The sequence below is a fragment of the Aeromonas sp. Y289-2 genome (genome assembly GCF_027705925.1).
GTDB classification, from domain to species: domain Bacteria; phylum Pseudomonadota; class Gammaproteobacteria; order Enterobacterales; family Aeromonadaceae; genus Aeromonas; species Aeromonas veronii.
In genome coordinates this window covers 15142-33748 of sequence record NZ_JAPDCH010000015.1, presented here as the reverse complement: position 1 = coordinate 33748, position 18607 = coordinate 15142, and the positions used below count along the sequence as shown (strand labels likewise).

Below are 18607 nucleotides of genomic sequence, written 5' to 3'. Positions count from 1 at the left end.
TATAGCATATGGATAGGGTATGAATTTTATTAAAACAGCAATTCCTGACGTATTAATCATTGAACCAAAAGTTTTTGGCGATGCGCGCGGCTTCTTTTATGAAAGCTTTAGCCAAAAGTTATTTGATGATGCGGTCGGCCACAATATTAATTTTGTGCAAGATAATCATTCAAAATCTTCAAAAGGGGTATTGCGCGGTTTGCATTATCAATTAGCTCCGCGCGCCCAAGGCAAGTTAGTGCGTTGTGTTGCGGGTGAAGTGTTTGATGTTGCCGTTGATATTAGAAAAGACTCGGCCACTTTTGGGCAATGGGTTGGCGTTGTGTTATCCGCAGAAAACAAGCGTCAGTTATGGATCCCTGAAGGCTTTGCCCATGGCTTTGTCACATTAAGTGAAACTGCTGAGTTTCTGTATAAAACCACCAATTATTATTCGCCAGAGCATGATCGTGGTGTTATTTGGAACGATCCAACGATCAATATTAAATGGCCTGAAATGGGTGAATTCCTCTTATCAGACAAAGATAAAAAGCAAAAGTCATTGCTTGAAGCCGAGTTGTTTTAAGTCAAAAAACACTTCATCGTTAACTCAGCGGACGTATATTTTTTATGAAAAGAATTGCATTTTATTTGTTTTATGACAAAAATGGTATTGTTGACAAGTATATTTACTTTAAATTAAAGGAATTAAGAAAAAGTGTTGATGAAATTTTCTTTATCTCTAACTCAATAATTAAATACAATGAAAGAGCTAAACTAGAGCAAGTCGTTGATACCGTTTACTGCCGAGAGAATGTCGGTTTCGATGTTTGGGGATATAAGGAAGCCATGGAGATCTATGGTGCAGAGAAGTTAAGGCAGTTTGATGAATTAATTTTATTGAACTACACCTTCTTTGGCCCAATTTTCCCATTCGAAGAAATGTTCGAATGGTCAAAGGCTCAGCAGGTAGATTTCTGGGGCATAAGTGACCATAAAGAGGTGATTCCAAATCCATTTACTGGGGATAGTATTTTACCTCGCCATATTCAATCGCATTTTATCGCGGTCAGAAAGAATATGTTTTCCAGTATAGAATTTGAACAATACTGGAAAAGCATGCCGATGATCTATACATACACTGATTCTATCGTAAACCACGAATCAAAATTCACACAGCATTTTAGTGATAAGGGTTTTGGTTATGCTGTCTATGTGAATTCTGAAGATTATCCATCAAGCTATGCTACTTTCAACGATGTTTGTCAAACACTTGAAAATCGCTCGCCGATCTTAAAAAGAAGGCCATTTTTCCATGATCCATTATGGATTGATCGCAACGCAATTGATCTTCGCCGTGCTTTAGATATTGTTAAAGAAAAATCAAATTACAATGTGGATTTGATTTATGACAATCTGTTGCGTACCACCAAGCCAAAAGACCTTGCGACAAATATCGATCTATTAAAGATTTTTGATACAGCGAAAGCGGTTGAAATCAATAAGCCAGTAAAAATTGCGGCAGTTTTGCATGTTTACTACGCTGACATGATTGAAGAAATGATGCATTATATTGAGAACATTCCGGTACCTTATGATTTGTTCATTTCTACAGCTTCAGATAAAAGCAAAAAAGAAATTGAAGTATATTTAAAAAATAATAAAAACAAAGCCCAAAAAATTGAAGTCCGCGTGGTTGAGCAAAACCGTGGCCGTGACATCGCTTCATTGCTGCTCACCATGAAAGATGTGGGTTTAAGCGAAGAATATGATTATATTTGCCGATTGCATTCAAAAAAATCACCGCAAAATGATGCAACTCAAGCTGAACATTTCAAGCATCAAATGTATGATAACTTAGTGCTTAATGAAGCTTATGTATCTAAGTTAATTAATTTCTTAAATAATAATCCCAAAGTCGGTTTCTTAGCACCCTCTATGGTGCACATTGGCTATCCAACGTTAGGGCACACTTGGTTTACTAATCGCGAATTAGCAACTACCATGGCTAAGAAATTAGACATCAATGTACCATTTGATGATTTTTCTCCCTTTGCGGCCTATGGCACCATGTTCTGGTTCAGACCCAAAGCGCTGAAAAAGCTGTTCAATTATGACTGGAAATGGACCGATTTTAATCCAGAACCGGGTCATAATGATGGTTCATTAGCCCACGTTATCGAGCGCTTATTTATCTATGTTGCTCATTCTGATGGTTATCTTGGCTATAACATAATGTCGTCTGATATGGCTGAGAAAAACTATACCAAGTTAGAATATAAAGCGCAGCGTATAATGAGTAACCTGCATAATGGCTTAGTGCAAGATCAGGTTTTCCATTTACAGCATTTAAGATATATGTCCAATGCTTCTGCAGCTGCGATAAATAGTTCGAGTATCAAAGCCAGTGCCCGAGCACTATTTTTTGCTTGTGCTCGTTCTATTCAATTCCGCTTCCCAAGAGTCGGCCGTTTATTAAAACGTGTTTATCTTAAAGTAAAACATAGCTTAGGAATGTAATATGAAAATTGCTATTACGGGCGCAAATGGATTTATTGGCCGGCGAGTGGCTGCACAATTAATGAAAGAAGGTCATCAGGTGGTCTCATTTATTTTACCTGAAGAGCAGCCTCATCCATTTATTGAGTCTTCTATTGTTGTTAAAGCGAATATCTTTGCATTAGAGCAGGATGATCTGAACGATTATTTATCCGGCTGTGATGCGTTACTGCATTTAGCATGGAAGGCGGGTTTCAATCATCATGCACCTTCGCATATCAATGATGTATTAGAGCACTACAATTTTATTGCCAAAGCGGTGGCGGCTAATGTGCCCTTTATCTCCATTGCGGGCACGATGCATGAAATTGGATATCATGTTGGCCCTGTTAATAACAGTACGCCATGTAATCCTATCAACCCTTATGGCATTGCGAAAAACTTTTTACGTCAAGCGATTGCCGATATGGCGGTGAAAAATAAGTTCCAATTCCAGTGGTTGCGCTTTTATTACATCACAGGTGACGATGCCTTTAATAACTCCATTTTCAGTAAGATCTTAGATGCTGAAAAACGTGGAGAGGCTACGTTCCCGCTAAACAGTGGTGAAATGCTCTATGACTTCATTGATATTAACGAGTTAGGTGCACAGATCTCTAGAAGAATTACCTCTGGCAAAGCGGGAGTGTTTAACTGCTCAAGTGGCAAGCCTGTTAGTTTAAGAACCAAGGTCGAGAGCTTTATAAAAGATAACAACCTGAAGATTAAGCCAGAGTACAACGTATTCCCTGCTCGTCCATATGATTCTATGGCGATTTGGGGCGAACAATAATTAAATTTGAGTTTTTAATATGAATAAAAGAGAGATACATCTTGATGTGATCAGGATTTTTGCTTGCTTGGCGGTAATCTTATTTCATTATAATGTTTATTTGTTGTATGCAGATCCTGCAACTGAAAGAATTGGTGAGATAAGCTATTTAAACCAAACCGTAGGTGATATTGCTATCTCTCTTTTTATTATTCTTTCTGGCTTGGCTTTAACCATCTCCCAGGGACATGGTCAAACCGACTTTAACTATATTGATTTTTATAAAAGAAGATTTTTAGGGATATTCCCATCATTTTGGATTTCTTATCTTGTGGTGGCCGCGGTGTTTCTGTTAGTTGGTCAATCATTTGGTGATGGGCAGTGGTGGAAGCTCCTGTTATCTTTAATTGGCTTGGATGGTTTTTTCCTATACCGTATGCAAAACTACTATCTAGTAGGTGAGTGGTACACCGGATATATGCTAATTACTTATTTGCTTTATCCCTTTGTGAAAATTTTTTTTGATAAAGCACCACTTTACTGTTGGATGCTAGTATTAGTATTATTTATTTCTCTTAATGCTGTTTATAATAAATTGTTTGAAGTTTATATCAATTGCAATCCGATTATGCGATTACCAGAAATATTATTTGGTATAACCTTTGCGACTTATATTAATGGCAGTCGAATAAAAGAGATTAGCTTGGCAGTTATCTCACTATTAGTAGTATTGTTCTCATCATATCTACATAAAGTTTTACCACCACAAATATATATGTTTGTGGTCGGTGTTTCTATTTTTTCTATCTTGTCATTAGTATTATCGTTCATCAGATGTAATGATTTCATCTCCAACATTATTATGAGAATTTCTGGTTTAACGTTCCTTGCATTTTTATTTCACCATCAAATAATTTATGCTGCATTTAGATATTTTGATTATAGAACATTGGATTTACAACAAAAATATGCACTATTTGTTTTCTGCGTTTTGGCTAGTTTCTATGTAGCTAAAGAGGTCGCGCCTTTAGTTAATAAATTTAGCCGTTTGCTGAAATCGAGAATGATCAAAAACGCATAAATTTTATTTAGGTGCTAAATGTATTCATGCAAAACAGTGCTTTGCTCTTATAATGGAGAGAAGTACATCACAGAACAAGTGTTAAGTATTGATCGTGCATTTAAATTTGCGGGTGTTAATGACAATTTCATTGCAGTGTTTGATGATGGATCTGTTGATGGTACCAGCCAAAAAATAATTCAGTTACAACATCAGTTTCCTTATGGGATGTTAAGTTATCAAACCGGTACAAATAAAGGCGTCGTAAGCAATTTTATTAATGCTATTTTATCTGTGGATACACCTGAATTAGATTGGTTATTCTTAGCAGATCAAGACGATGTTTGGTGTGAGGATAAAGTATCTGAGTATTTTAAGGTTTTTCAGCAGATATCTGTGGATGTCGCTGCGATTGTGTTCAGTGATGCCGCATTGATCGATGAGCGCGGTACTGTGTTTAATCCCAGTTTTTTTCACTACCAAGGTTTAGATAGTGGTGTATTAAAAGATGACTCTATTTTGTTTAGAAATTGCGTACAAGGTGCAACCATTGCCTTAAATAGAGCAATGATTACATTGCTGCGAAATTCTTTAAATCATATTGATATTAAACAAATGGTGATGCATGATTGGTGGTTAGCCATTGTAGCAAAGTATTATGGGCGATTTTATTTTATAAACAAACCATTGATTAAATATCGCCAACATAGTAAAAATCAAATTGGGGCACAAAGAAAGAATAGATTAATGTCATTTATACAAGGTCCGAATAAATATTTTTCTTCTTTTATGAAGATAGTTAATCAAGCTAGTATTTTTATCAGCATGGATGCTCATATTAAGCCAGAACGAAACATTCATCAAACTAAGCAACTTTCTTTGCAACACTGTGGGTTGCTAAAACGATTATTACTTATTTTGTTAAAAACTACTTGTTTTAATAAATTATTCAATATTAATAAGTTATACAAATAATAATGGTGAATTATGTTAATTAATAACGCGATATATCTTGCTTGGGCTGATACAAGAGCGAGATATAAGAAAAGTGTGCTAGGTCCGCTTTGGCTAACGCTTGGCAGTATGGTGGGGGTACTCGGGTTAGGGCTTGTCTGGGGAACGCTACTCGAAGAGGATATGGATACATTTGTTCCTTCACTGTCCATTGGTTTAATTATTTGGTTTTTGATATCAGGAGCAATTGGCGATGGCGCAACTACCTTTATTCGCCAATCATCAGTGATCCGAAATGTGGCTATTCCGTATTGGTTTTTTGTCATTAGGGCTTTGGCACGTCATGTGATCAACCTTGCCCATAATTTGGTGATTGTGTTAATTGTGGTGTTGTACTTTAACGTTAGTCTCACCATGTATGCCTTACTAGCAATTCCTGGATTTTTATTGGTTTTAGCAAATTTATTTTGGATTACCTTATTTTTAGGTATGATAGGGGCAAGGTTCAGAGACTTAGAGTATCTGATTACATCATTTTTACCACTGCTGTTCTTTATTAGTCCGGTGGTATTTAGAGCCGATCGTTTACCAGAAAATATGAATGTAATTTGGTTAAACCCATTAAGCTACTTCATTGAAATAATCAGAAAGCCCATATTAGGGGAAATTCCTGATTCCAAAACCTACTTTATCGTAGCTGGTATTTTAGTGGTGGGGAGTTTGGTTACTTATCTTTTTTATCGCCTGCGCGGGCACAGACTGTCTTTTTGGGTATGAATTATGGCTAAGATTGAATTTAAAAATGTAACCCTGCGTTATCCTATTTATGACAGCCACGGCATGTCATTGCGCAATCAATTGGTGCGTATTGCCACTGGCGGTACCATTGAGAAAAATGCTGGTAATACTACCGTGATCACAGCCCTTAAAAATGTCTCCTTTAGCCTCAAAGAAGGGGATGCAGTGGGGCTGATCGGTCATAACGGCGCAGGAAAAAGCACTTTGCTGCGCACTATGGCGGGGATTTATAGTCCAGAGGAGGGCAAAGTGATTCGCCAAGGCGAAACTGCCACGGTATTTGAAATCGGTGCAGGTTTAGAGCCTGAGCTATCTGGCTATGATAATATCGTTAATATTGGCATGATGTTAGGGTTGTCGCATAAGGAGGCTAAATCCCTGACACCTGACATTGAGGCTTTTACTGGGTTGGGGGATTTTCTCGATTTACCAGTGCGCACTTATTCATCGGGTATGACCATGCGCCTGATGTTTGCGGTGGCGACTGCGGTAACCCCTGAAATATTATTGCTAGATGAAATGTTCTCCACTGGTGATGCAGACTTTCAGCAAAAGAGTAAAGATAGAATTCATTCATTGATCAACTCGGCTAAAATTTTTGTGTTTGCATCTCATAATACTGATTTAATAAAAGAGTATTGTAATCGTGTATTTTCATTAGAACATGGTCACCTGACCGAGATTTCAATTTCTGATCTCTAAGAAGTATCATGAACAGCATCAATACTCCTATACTAACTATTTTGGTGGTGGCTTATAAGCCAAATCATATTATTTTACGCCGTTCTTTACTGTCCATTTCGCATGCTATGGATAATATCCGTATCACTATGATGGTGGTTGATCACTCACCCACGCCTGAGTTAGAGCCTGATAGCGATATTTTACAAGGTTTGAATTTTCCGATTAAAGTGGTTAGCGATCCTCATAACCCAGGTTTTGGTGCAGGGCATAACCGCCAGCTTTCAGCATTAGCTCATCAGCGTTATCACCTTATATTAAATCCTGATCTTGAGGTCGCCCCAGATGCGCTGAAAAAAGCGCTCGAGTTTATGGAGCAGCATCAGGATTGCGGATTATTGACGCCTTTTGCTACATGGGAAGGTGGTGAGGTACAACGGCTTTGCAAACGCTATCCAACCGTATTTGATTTATTGCTGCGTGGTTTTGCGCCTGCGTTTGTAAAGCAGATATTTCAGAGTCGCTTGGCGAAATATGAGATGGCAGATCAGCTCAATAATCATGACGTGCTGTGGAACCCACCCATTGTCAGTGGCTGTTTTATGCTGTTTCGCACAGATGTACTGCAGCAGCTTGGAGGGTTTGACCCTCGCTTTTTCCTCTATTTTGAAGATTTTGACATCAGTTTGCGGGCAGGAAAGATCAGCCGGATTGCCTATGTCCCTCAGGTGAAGGTTGTTCATCACGGTGGTCATGCATCGCGCAAAGGCTGGCGCCATATCTGGATGTTTGGGCGTTCCATGGCGACTTTCTTCAATATTCACGGTTGGCGTTGGTGGTAATGTCAGATATCAAAAGTACAGTCTTGGTCACAGGTGCCAACGGATTTGTAGGTAAGGCGGTCTGTGAACACCTGCTTGGTTTGGGGGCGAATGTGAAAGGTGCGGTGCGCAGTAGCCCGCTTGTTTCGTACCAGGTTCAGGCTCCCTCTTTGACTGCTGACGCAAACTGGACAGCCCAATTGCAACATGTGGATGTGATTGTTCACTGTGCAGCCAGAGTGCATGTGATGTCTGATACCGCGACGGACCCCCTGGCGGCTTTTCGAGCGGTGAATACCGAGGGTACGCTCACTCTTGCCAGGCAAGCGGCTGACGCAGGGGTAAAGCGCTTCATCTTTATCAGCTCGATCAAAGTGAATGGCGAGCATACCGTGCCAGGCAAGCCATTTAATGAGAATGTGCAGAGTCCTCCAGAAGATCCCTATGGACGCTCGAAATATGAGGCGGAACAGGGGCTGATGGCGCTCGCGAAAGAGTGTGATATGGCTGTTACCATCATCCGTCCCCCCCTGATTTATGGAAAAGGGGTGAAGGCTAACTTTGCCAGTATGATGATGTGGGTGCGCAAAGGGATCCCGCTCCCTTTTGCCCGTTTGAACAATGCGCGCAGCCTGCTGGCGTTGCCTAATCTGTGTGACTTCATTGCTAGGGCGATGGAACACCCTGCCGCAGTGAACCAGGTTTTTCTGGTTGCAGATCCGGTCGCGGTGTCGACATCGCTGTTGCTGGCGACGATTGCTGATGCAGAAGGGGTTTCCTGTCGGCTGTTTTATCTCCCACCAAGAGTGATAAGAGGGTTTGGCCGCTGTTTGGGGATTGATGTCAAGCTACAACGGATTTATAGCTCTCTGGAAATGGATACCGGTAAGGCTCAGAGCCGATTACAATGGTCGGCACCCTATTCGCTCTCTCAGACTCTATCTCTGATGGCATCTTCCCATAGTGAGTCGTCTTGATGCTGGCATTTGTTTTGTTGTTGATGTTTTGTCTGTTTCTTTCAATTACCATGACCGGCCTGCTCAGGCGTTACGCCCAGAGCCACTTGCTTGACCAACCCAATCATCGCAGTTCGCATCAGGAGCCTACCCCGAGAGGCGGTGGCATGGCTATTGTGGCCACCTTTCTGCTGACAGCCCCGTTGTTTGTCACCCTGATCCCACTGCCCTCCGGCATGTCCCAGAGCAGCTTCGCATTGATATGGGCTGCGGCGCTGGGGATTGCCTTGGTTGGTTTTATCGATGACCACATCTCTCTCAAGCCCCGAACTCGCCTGATTGTGCAGAGCATGGCGGCAGCCTTGGTGGTATCTGCGGTTAATGGTTTGCCAGCGCTGACCTTCTTTGGCTGGCAGCTGGATCTTGCCTGGTTTGGTTACCTGCTGGCCTGGCTGGGGGTGATCTGGTTTATCAACCTGTACAACTTTATGGATGGCATCGATGGCTTGGCAGCTGGCGAGGCCGTTGTCGTCTGCCTGTTCATGGCGTTATTTCACTATCTGGTTGGGGGGGAGTGGTGGTCTGCCAGTTTGATCCTGCTACTGGGGATTTCGGCGGCGGGCTTCTTGTGCTGGAATTTTCCGCCCGCCAGGATCTTTATGGGAGATGGTGGCAGCGGATTTCTTGGCTTGATGCTGGCTTCCCTGATGCTGCTGGATGCTGCTTCTGCACCTCAATTCCTGTGGGCATGGCTCGTCATGCTCGGAGTCTTTGTGGTTGATGCGACCTGGACGTTACTGAATCGCTATCGTCTGAAATGTCATCTGAGCGAGGCTCATCGTACTCATGGCTATCAATATCTGGCGAGACGTTGGCAAAGTCATCGAAACGTGACCTTGGCTGTGCTTCTTATAAATAGCCTCTGGCTTGCGCCGATCGCTGTCATGATTGTATTGGGCCAGCTCGATGGTGTGAGCGGTCTGGTCATTGCCTACTTGCCGTTAGCTTTTCTTGCGTATCACCTGAATGCAGGAGTACCAGAATGAGAAATGAGCTTTTACCTGGTGGGAGCTGGCTACTGACTTGCCTGGGCTCCCTGTCACGAGCCAGCAAGCGTGCCGTATCTGTCACCGTTGATATGATCCTGATCACCATGACCTATTGGGTAGCGTACTGGATCCGGCTTGAACACAACTGGCCAATCGATAGCCCGCATCACTGGGCACTGCTTGGCGCAATTATCATTGTCAGCATCGGTCTGTTTGTAAGGCTGGGGCTTTATCGCGCAGTGCTCCGATATGTCAGCTTTCGGGTGCTATGGACAATCTCGCTAGGGGCATTTCTTTCAACCTGCTTCTTTGTTCTCTCTGCGTTTTATTTCGATATCTTTCTGCCGAGAACGGTCTCGGTTATCTATCTCTCCTTTTTGGTGTTACTGGTTGGCGGTGTGCGGCTGTTTTTCCGGGCGCTCCTTAATACCACCCGTTTGGCTCGCACCCAGGTGTTGATTTACGGCGCGGGCTCTTCGGGCCGACAGTTGCAAATGGCCTTGTTGCAAGGCAATGAGTTTTATCCCGTTGCCTTTGTTGATGATGATCCAGCCAAGCAGGGGTGTGTAATCCAGGGGTGTACTGTCTATAACAGCGCCCAGCTGCCAACCTTGATTGACCACCATGGGGTGCAGAAGATCTTGCTGGCTATGCCGAGCAGCACCAGGGCTCGTCGTCAGGAGGTGATTAATGCACTTGAGCCCCTCTCTTGCGAAGTGCTCTCTATCCCGGGAATGGCTGATCTGGTTAATGGCTCTGCCCGCATAGATCAGCTCAATGAGGTCTCCATCGACGATCTGTTGGGCAGAGATCCGGTAGAGCCTGTGACCACCTTGATGGAAGCCAATATCACAGGCAAAGCGGTCATGGTGACAGGTGCCGGTGGCTCTATTGGTTCTGAGCTCTGTCGCCAGATCTTGCGGTGCCGGCCATCCACTCTGGTACTGTTCGAACTATCCGAATACGCCCTCTATGTCCTGCACAAGAACCTGCGGGAGCAGTGTCAGCGTGAAGAAATTGAAACGGACCTGGTGCCGTTACTGGGGTCAGTGCAGCGCCAGCATCGTCTCAAGACGGTGATGCAGAGTTTCAGGATCCAGACTGTTTACCATACGGCGGCTTACAAACATGTCCCGCTGGTTGAGTTCAACATCATTGAAGGGGTACGTAACAACGTATTCGGTACTCTTTATGCGGCACAGGCGGCCATTGAGGCAGGGGTGGAAACATTCGTGCTGATCTCTACCGATAAAGCCGTGCGGCCAACCAACACCATGGGGGCCAGCAAGCGTCTGGCCGAGTTGATCTTGCAAGCCTTGACCCGCGAGAAGCACAGCACCCGTTTTTGTATGGTGCGTTTTGGCAATGTTCTCGGCTCTTCCGGCTCAGTGGTGCCGTTATTCAGACAGCAGATAGATAAAGGGGGGCCCATCACCCTGACTCACCCCGATATCATCCGTTACTTTATGACGATACCTGAGGCTGCCCAGTTGGTGATCCAGGCAGGCGCCATGGGGGAGGGGGGCGACGTCTTTGTGCTCGATATGGGGCAACCGGTACGGATCATGGAACTTGCCAAACGCATGATACGCCTCAGCGGCCTGACACTGCGTGATGAGCAGCGACCGGATGGTGATATTGCCATCGAAGTGACGGGTTTGCGGCCGGGTGAAAAGCTCTACGAAGAGTTACTGATTGGTGATGATGCCAGAGGAACCGAGCATCCCCGGATCATGGTGGCACAAGAGAGCTGGCTGCCCTGGTCGCGACTGCGCCCCTTGCTGGCCTCATTGGATGATGCTTGTCACCGTTTTGATCAACAGCAAGTGCGCGACATCCTGATGCATGCTCCGGCTGCATTCGAACCGACGGATGGTATTTGTGATCTGGTGTGGCTAGCGAAGCAGCAGCTACCACCAAGTGATAATGTTGTTAAATTGCCCTCACATAACATAGATTTTTTGCTTGCCAATCACTGAGTTTTTATATGCGCGCCCATTATTGGGCGCTTTTTTTTTGCTTCCCCACTAATTTGTTTGTTTTTTAATCGATCGAGCCAGTCGCGGACTAGATTGGCTACTCATTTCGATGAACCATAGGTACAATCCCCCCCCGCTATTTCGGAATTATCCTACATTTTGGCGTGAAATATTGGTGCACAGTGTAGGGGCTATGGCGAATAGCTGGCGTGGCGACTGGTTTTGTCGCCCCTCTTGCCAGAGGCTGATGATTGTAAATCACAACGCCATTTACTAACTCTTTTAACAATATAAAAAGACTGCATGCACACTGGGAGCTGTAACTCAGGGGCGGTAGCCATTATTTTTTTTATAGATTGGATTGTTTTTTAGCCAGCAACTGACTTCTTTGTAGTCAATTCGGCACTTTAGCGATAGCGATGATATCGATACAAGAGGGACCGTCAGTAGTCCCCAGATACATGGCACGGGATAGAGAGTGTGACAACGCCGGAGTGTGATCATTCGGGTGTCTGTCACTGGTTGGCAATCGATTGTAATTGAAATGTTTTTACTGCCGGACTCGTCAACTCGACGAGTTTGCCGAGCTCCTCCTGTCCAGCCCTTCGCTTTCAAATAAAAATCAATCTCTTTTCTTTGTTCGTTTCTCGCTGTGGCTCGTTTCGACAAGCTGCCGGAGGGAAACACAAAATCTACGTGACGTGGCAGTCGAATGCCGATGAGACAAACCTCGATGGTTGTTTCTCTGGGTATAGACATGAAGAGAGCTTATGGGAATGCATAATAAAATAGACAGTAGTGCAGCCTTCGGGATTGCTGCGAATGAACAGTTGACGGCCGAGAGCCATTCACTGGATATTGGTAATCTGGTGTATGAGCTTAAGCGGGTTCACATGAAAAGTGATGAGCTTTATGTTTACTGCAGTGACAATGACAAAAAGCTTATCGAACGGGTGCTTGCTGATTATCCGTTCACATTGAACTTCAATGTGACAGACCTCTCGGCCCTGAAAGGCAAAACCCTTGTGCATTACAAGAGTGGTGACCTTCCCGATGAACTGGCCGCAATGCTGGTGTTGGCCACCAAATATGGCGCCTACGTTGAACCGCTGGTCAGTTATCTGGATCGTCGTTTCGGCCGCACTGAAGTGGAGTTGCTGCACAGCGGCTACTTCCTGCACATGAAATCTTTCTCCATCCTCTCCCGTCCATCCAATCGCATTGTCAAGCGTGCGCTGGATCTGGTCTCTGCCATTGCGCTCAGTCTGGTTGCCATTCCCATTGGCTTGCTTGCTGCGCTGGCCATCAAACTGGAATCACCTGGTCCCATCTTTTATCGTCAAGCCCGGGTTGGCCTGTTCAACCAGGAATTCGACGTAATCAAATTCCGCTCTATGCGAAACGATGCCGAAAAAAATGGTGCTCAATGGGCAAGCAAGAACGACGCCCGAGTCACTCGTGTTGGACGTTTCATTCGCAAGACCCGTATTGATGAACTACCGCAACTGATCAACGTCTTTAAAGGCGAAATGTCTCTGGTTGGCCCAAGACCCGAGCGGGAAGTATTTATAAAAGAGCTGGAAGCTGTTATCCCGTACTATCGCTTCCGTCATGCGGTCAAGCCCGGCATTACCGGCCTGGCCCAGGTCAAATACCCCTACGGGGCATCTATTGAAGATGCCGTTTGGAAGCATAAATACGATATCTTCTATATCAAGCATCAAAGCCTGATGTTGGATATCAAGATCCTGATATTGACTGTTAAGACTGTACTGTTTGGCATGGGGCGGTAATTATAGTGTGCTCCGGCTATGTCCAACTACCTATGATGCCTTATTAAGTCGATAACATTTGACTGAGTTTGTTGATAACTCTTTTTTGTTTTTGATGCATTTATTTTAAATAAAGTAGGATTTATATGTCTGGAAAAGTTCTTAATGTTGGTGTTGTAACAATGCATAGAGTTGTTAACTATGGCTCATTTTTACAAGCTTATGCAACACAGAACGTTATAGAAAATTGTGGGTGTAAATGCGAAATAATAGATTATATGTTTCCTAATGAATGGCATTATGCAAGAGGTATTGAGGGGCAAAGTTTTCTCAAGAAAAAAATTTCTGATATTATCTATAAATTAGGGATCAAGGCTGGTCATCGTAAAAAGTTAAAGCTTGAAAAAGCTGTGAATAAATATCTAAAATTATCAAAGCCTTATTCGAGCCCAGATGAGATAAGTAAAAATCCTCCATGTTATGACGTATATCTAACCGGTAGCGATCAAACTTGGAATCCAAAGCATACCAAGGGTGATCCAACATTTTTACTATCGTTTGCACCAGAAAAGGCAAAAAAAGTGTCTTTTTCTGCGAGTATTGCTGGGAATAGTATTAGTGATGAATACAAGTCTTCATATACTACTGGATTAAAAAAATATAACAGCGTATCGATTAGAGATTCTGGTGGAAATCATGTAGTTCGGCAACTTATTGGCCATGAAGTTGACGTGACGTTAGATCCAACGTTAATGATGAATAAAGAACAGTGGGGTGTTTTTTCAAAAAATGAGAAATCAATATATCCTGATGATGGATATATTATATTCTATCTCATAACCCATTCATTTGATGTGACCCCATATATATATAACATTCTCAAATCGTTGCAAAATAAAACTGGTTTGAAAGTGTTCTCATTTTGCCCAATACCTGAAGATTTTAATATCAGCTATGAGCTTTGTAGTGATATTGGCGCTGAGAATTTTATTGAACTATTTGAAAAATCATCATACGTAGTGACATCCTCATTCCATGGCACAGCATTCGCTGTAAATTTTGGCATTCCACTTTATTCTGTAGTAAATAATATAAATAATTCTGACGATAGACAGGCATCGCTTTTAACAAAGCTTGGTATTGAAAATTGCTTAGTTCCGATAAATACTCCATTCGATGCTATTTCCCCTACTTACAATGTTGAGTTAGAGCAGAAAAAACTTGATGAATTAAGAGCTGAGTCAATGCATTTCATTCGTGAAGCATTGCGCTAGTGTAAAATTACATGTCGTGATTTTAGGTGTAATTTTAAAATCACGACATTTTATTGTTTTTATGTAACTAGAATTTCTAATAAAGACTTATTTATTTATCTCACCATCCTTTTCGATAAATAAAAAGGCTGTTTATATTAAATAGGGGTGGAGTTTAATCTTCTCAGCCACATGTAAATTATGGTTATGCATTAATACCATTAGGTGTATTAAATGACGAAAAATAAAAATGAAAATATCACAATAGTAAAAAACACTGTCATCTCATACTTGAGAATTATATGCACAACCGTCTGTTCATTGCTAACGGTAAGATATCTTATTGGTTCGCTGGGGGTTGAGAGGTATGGGGTTTATGCCCTAATTACCGGTGTGATAATTATATTGACCTTTTTAAATTCGGCTATGACGGTGTCCACTCAGAGGTATTTGTCATTCTATCAGGGGACTGGTAATAAAGAACAGTTGGGGGTTGTTTTTAAAACAAGCTGCATTCTGCATTTGATTGTAGGGACGCTTCTTGCGGTGATATTGCTGTTGCTGATGAACACAATATTAGAAGATTTTATAAATATAGATAATACACTCGTTGATGAGACTCGTTATCTATATTTAGGTGTGGTTGCATCAATAATAGTTTCTATAATAACTGTTCCATTGAATGCCTTAGTTATTTCTCGTGAGAATTTCAGAGTAGATGCACTAATATTAATATTTAAATCGCTAATGATGTTGTTAACATCATTATATATGAATGCTATTGGTGAACATGCTCGATTAGCATTTTTAGGAATTGCAATTGCAGCTATAAGTACCATCACTTTTCTTGCTTATTTTTTGTACTGTAAGGTTTATTATATTGAATGTACTTTTAAAACACCACTTGTAAGAGGTGTTTTTATTGAGATGTCAGCTTTTGCTTTATGGAGCTTATATTCAAATATTTGCTATGTCCTAAACACACAAGGTATTAATGTAATAATTAATAAGTTTTTCGATGCCAAAATGAATGCGGCGTATGGGATTGCATTTCAAATTAATGGTCAAGTTAAGAACTTATCCCAAACATTGTTATCAGCGATGAACCCACAAATTATGAAAAGTGAGGGGAAGGATAATAGAGATAGAACCGTCAATGTATCTATAGTGGCCAGTAAAGTGGGTTTTTTTTTGGTTGCATTGATAACAACGCCACTGTTATATATATTACCTGATGTTATAGAATTGTGGTTAGGTGTCATACCTGATTATGTTGTTATGTTTTCTTTTTTTTTCTTGTTCTCAAATCTAGTCAATCAACTTACAGTTGGGGTTACTCCTGCTATTCAGGCAATAGGTAACATTAAAAAATTTCAATTATGGATTGGTTCAACTGCGTTATTGGTTTTACCAATTTCATATTTAATGCTTTATTTTAACGCTCCAATATATTATGTAATGTGTTTGTTGTTGTTGATTGAATTTGTAACTGGTTATTTAAAGGTTTACATATTTAGTGAGTTTTTTGACATAGGAATTAAATGGTATTTAAATAAAGTAATCTTACAAATGGCGCTTCCATTTATCATAACTAATGCTGTTGCTTTAATTTTTTCTTCATATGTGGTTTTTTATGGCAGCGAGCTGTTGATTGCTGTAATAAGCGTGATGCTGTATTTATCTTTTTCTTATATATATAGTCTCGAAATGAATGAAAAAATTGTATTAAATAAAATCATGCGTAATTTAATAACGAAATTCAAAAGTTAGTAGTGAGAATTAATATGACAAAATTAGTATCAGTTATAGTTCCTATGTATAACGTAGAGAAGTATATAGAGAGTTGTGTTAACTCGATAATCAATCAGACATATCAAAACTTAGAAGTTTTACTTATTGATGATGGTTCCCCTGATGGCTCTGGTTGTATAGCAGATAGACTATCTTATGTAGATCATAGAATTAAAGTAATACATACAGAGAATAAAGGCGTAAGTCAGGCGCGAAATTTAGGTATTAGTACATCTTCTGGTGATTATTTGGTTTTTGTTGATGGTGATGATTGTCTAGAGCCGGACTTTGTTGAATACATGATGGGGTTGGCCATGCAAAGTGGAGCTGAGTTTGTAATGTCAAAGAATTGCAACTTGTTCCCTGGTTACATTAATAATAATGTTAAGCTTGACTCAGTTGAATACTGGTCACCAGCCAAAGCATCAGCAGAATTACTTTATCCTGGGAAAATTGAAATTGGTTGTTGGAATAAGCTTTTTTCAAGAGAGTTTATTGAAAAAAACAAAATTATATTTCCAAATAAATACTATATGGGGGAGGGGCTTCATTTTATCGTAAGTGCTGCACAAAAAGCACGATTTGTATGTGTTGGAGAACGGTCTGTTTATAATTATAGGAAGGATAACCAACAAAGTGCTACTACAGTTGTAAATATTCCAAAATATATAAATGCATTGGCTGCTATTGATGATATAAGTAACGGGATTATCTTAAAGTCTGACATTCTTGATCTGGCTGTTATGTATCATAAGTATATGACGATGTATATTGCGCTTCATACAATATACATTACCGATAATGCTGATGATTATAGTGATGAGGTGGAATGTTATAAAAGATACTTGAGAAAGTATCTATATGAATTCTTGAACGGTGAGTTTGCGACATCTGTGAAAATGAAAGCAGTTATGTTTGCTGTAGATCCTAAATTAGCTTGCGAGACATTAAAAACAGTCAAAGCTATTATTCGATAAAATTGGTACGAAATTTTATCATGTGTTTGATTATGCATTACGCTATGCAAGTGAGTTTGTCTAGAGGTGTGTTCATATGTATTCACCTGATTGTTATCCATAATCAGGGAGTGGTCATACGGCTTCAAATCGTATACCCAAATGGTACCCCGGCGCGTTATCTCTGTAGTCACCGTATGATCACCAACGAGAAAAGCTCGTTGCAAACTCAGCTCTGCTAGAGCTTGCCAAAGAGCTCAATAACGTCAGAAAGTTTGCGAGCTCATCACCTACCGCCGTCAGCAGTTCTACGAAATTCGCCGGAATTACTAGGTCGATAGTGCTGAGGGCTTGCTCTACAAATTGCACAATTGTTAAGGGGGCTAATCCCAACCGAATGCCCCCAACCCTAGATTGAGCAGGCCATCCTCGAAACCTACCCATGGCCAGTGCGCGGGCGCAGGAACTCGCTTTGTAGGGTATCAACGTCAGAGCTGCGGAGTGCGTGGCGTGTACAACGTCACGACCTGCTCTTCAAACACGACCGCTTGCTGCGCCTCGAGAAAACCCACCAGGAACAGGTCATTGAGCTCAAAGACGAGAAAATTCGCCAGTTAGAGGACTTTAGTCCCGAGTGCCGCGAACGCCATTGAGATTCACTAGGCTGTCGACACCTTCTTCGTTGGTGTGTTCAAGGGTGTCGGCAAGGTGTATTTGCAAACCGTGCTTGACTGTTACAGTCTCCACGCCTAGAGACTGCTCTACACCAGCAAGCTGCCGGTGATCTCACTCCAACGAAACAGTGCTGCCATTTTTCGAAGCCCATTAGGCGCTGGTCTATCATGCTGCCGTACAATGGGCGCGAGTTCTGTGGGCGGCTGACAACCAAGGTGCGTGGGCCACAGAGCTGCGGCTTGATCGAGTGACTATAAGCCCCCTGGTTGATGAACACTGCCGTGTCAAGGGGTGGATAACCTGGTATGAGCCTGTAGAGCAGATGTAGACAGATCTGGAAAGCTACCTGTAACACGACAATAACCAGCGGCCACATCAGGGCTGGATAATAGAGGGGCAGACCCCCTACAACATGTTCAAGACGGGTCTGAAATTGATAACGAAGGAAGTGCGTATAAAGTAGCGTAAACAAGACCCCGGTTTGAGGCCGGTGTCAGGTGATAACTAGGTCTGTACATAGCATTGTTGACTTCATGTTGATGAGAATTTAACTCCTAGAAATATCACTTAGTG

General features: G+C 41.9%; 15 protein-coding genes and 1 pseudogene. All 16 read left to right on the top strand.

All coding sequences use genetic code 11. The annotated features are described in order from the left end of the window. Positions 1–19 precede the first annotated feature (19 nt). The 16 genes and pseudogenes from rfbC (at position 20) to OKC43_RS18165 (ending at position 18497) form a co-directional block, all read left to right on the top strand. On the top strand, positions 20–565 hold the full coding sequence (rfbC, locus tag OKC43_RS18240) for a dTDP-4-dehydrorhamnose 3,5-epimerase (RefSeq protein WP_216983019.1): 546 nt from the start codon (positions 20–22) through the stop codon (positions 563–565). Between the two features lie 44 nt (positions 566–609). Next, complete coding sequence (locus OKC43_RS18235) at positions 610–2499, top strand: rhamnan synthesis F family protein (RefSeq protein ID WP_270804076.1); 1890 nt, start codon at positions 610–612, stop codon at positions 2497–2499. Position 2500: 1 nt separating this feature from the next. After that, positions 2501–3310: an NAD-dependent epimerase/dehydratase family protein gene (locus OKC43_RS18230; protein ID WP_270804077.1), complete on the top strand. Its 810-nt coding sequence runs from the start codon at positions 2501–2503 to the stop codon at positions 3308–3310. A gap of 19 nt (positions 3311–3329) precedes the next feature. Further along, positions 3330–4370, top strand: a complete 1041-nt coding sequence (locus OKC43_RS18225; protein WP_216983016.1) for an acyltransferase family protein — start codon at positions 3330–3332, stop codon at positions 4368–4370. 18 nt (positions 4371–4388) lie between these two features. Next, positions 4389–5324, top strand: a complete 936-nt coding sequence (locus OKC43_RS18220) for a glycosyltransferase (RefSeq protein ID WP_270804079.1) — start codon at positions 4389–4391, stop codon at positions 5322–5324. A gap of 12 nt (positions 5325–5336) precedes the next feature. Further along, positions 5337–6080, top strand: a complete 744-nt coding sequence (locus OKC43_RS18215) for an ABC transporter permease (RefSeq protein WP_216983014.1) — start codon at positions 5337–5339, stop codon at positions 6078–6080. Between the two features lie 3 nt (positions 6081–6083). Continuing rightward, a complete protein-coding gene (locus OKC43_RS18210; protein ID WP_216983013.1) occupies positions 6084–6803 on the top strand; it encodes an ABC transporter ATP-binding protein in 720 nt (239 codons plus the stop codon). Between the two features lie 8 nt (positions 6804–6811). Beyond that, positions 6812–7624: a glycosyltransferase gene (locus tag OKC43_RS18205; RefSeq protein WP_270804080.1), complete on the top strand. Its 813-nt coding sequence runs from the start codon at positions 6812–6814 to the stop codon at positions 7622–7624. Continuing rightward, the gene (locus OKC43_RS18200; protein WP_216983011.1) at positions 7624–8580 is read left to right on the top strand and encodes an NAD-dependent epimerase/dehydratase family protein; all 957 of its coding nucleotides are present in this window, start codon (positions 7624–7626) and stop codon (positions 8578–8580) included. The genes OKC43_RS18205 and OKC43_RS18200 overlap by 1 nt, the downstream gene beginning before the upstream one ends. Next, entirely contained in the window at positions 8580–9605 is a 1026-nt protein-coding gene (locus tag OKC43_RS18195; RefSeq protein ID WP_270804081.1) for an MraY family glycosyltransferase, read from the top strand. Before OKC43_RS18200 ends, OKC43_RS18195 begins: the two co-directional genes overlap by 1 nt. Continuing rightward, positions 9602–11587, top strand: a complete 1986-nt coding sequence (locus OKC43_RS18190) for a nucleoside-diphosphate sugar epimerase/dehydratase (protein ID WP_270804082.1) — start codon at positions 9602–9604, stop codon at positions 11585–11587. Before OKC43_RS18195 ends, OKC43_RS18190 begins: the two co-directional genes overlap by 4 nt. A gap of 770 nt (positions 11588–12357) precedes the next feature. Further along, positions 12358–13380, top strand: coding sequence for an exopolysaccharide biosynthesis polyprenyl glycosylphosphotransferase (locus tag OKC43_RS18185; RefSeq protein WP_234922455.1), 1023 nt, complete (start codon positions 12358–12360; stop codon positions 13378–13380). Positions 13381–13505: 125 nt separating this feature from the next. Further along, positions 13506–14633, top strand: coding sequence for a polysaccharide pyruvyl transferase family protein (locus OKC43_RS18180; protein ID WP_201951860.1), 1128 nt, complete (start codon positions 13506–13508; stop codon positions 14631–14633). Positions 14634–14846: 213 nt separating this feature from the next. Then, entirely contained in the window at positions 14847–16382 is a 1536-nt protein-coding gene (locus OKC43_RS18175) for an MATE family efflux transporter (RefSeq protein WP_270804083.1), read from the top strand. A gap of 14 nt (positions 16383–16396) precedes the next feature. Continuing rightward, entirely contained in the window at positions 16397–17380 is a 984-nt protein-coding gene (locus tag OKC43_RS18170) for a glycosyltransferase family 2 protein (RefSeq protein WP_201951854.1), read from the top strand. Positions 17381–17594: 214 nt separating this feature from the next. Then, a pseudogene (locus tag OKC43_RS18165) lies at positions 17595–18497 on the top strand (IS481 family transposase). Positions 18498–18607 lie beyond the last annotated feature (110 nt).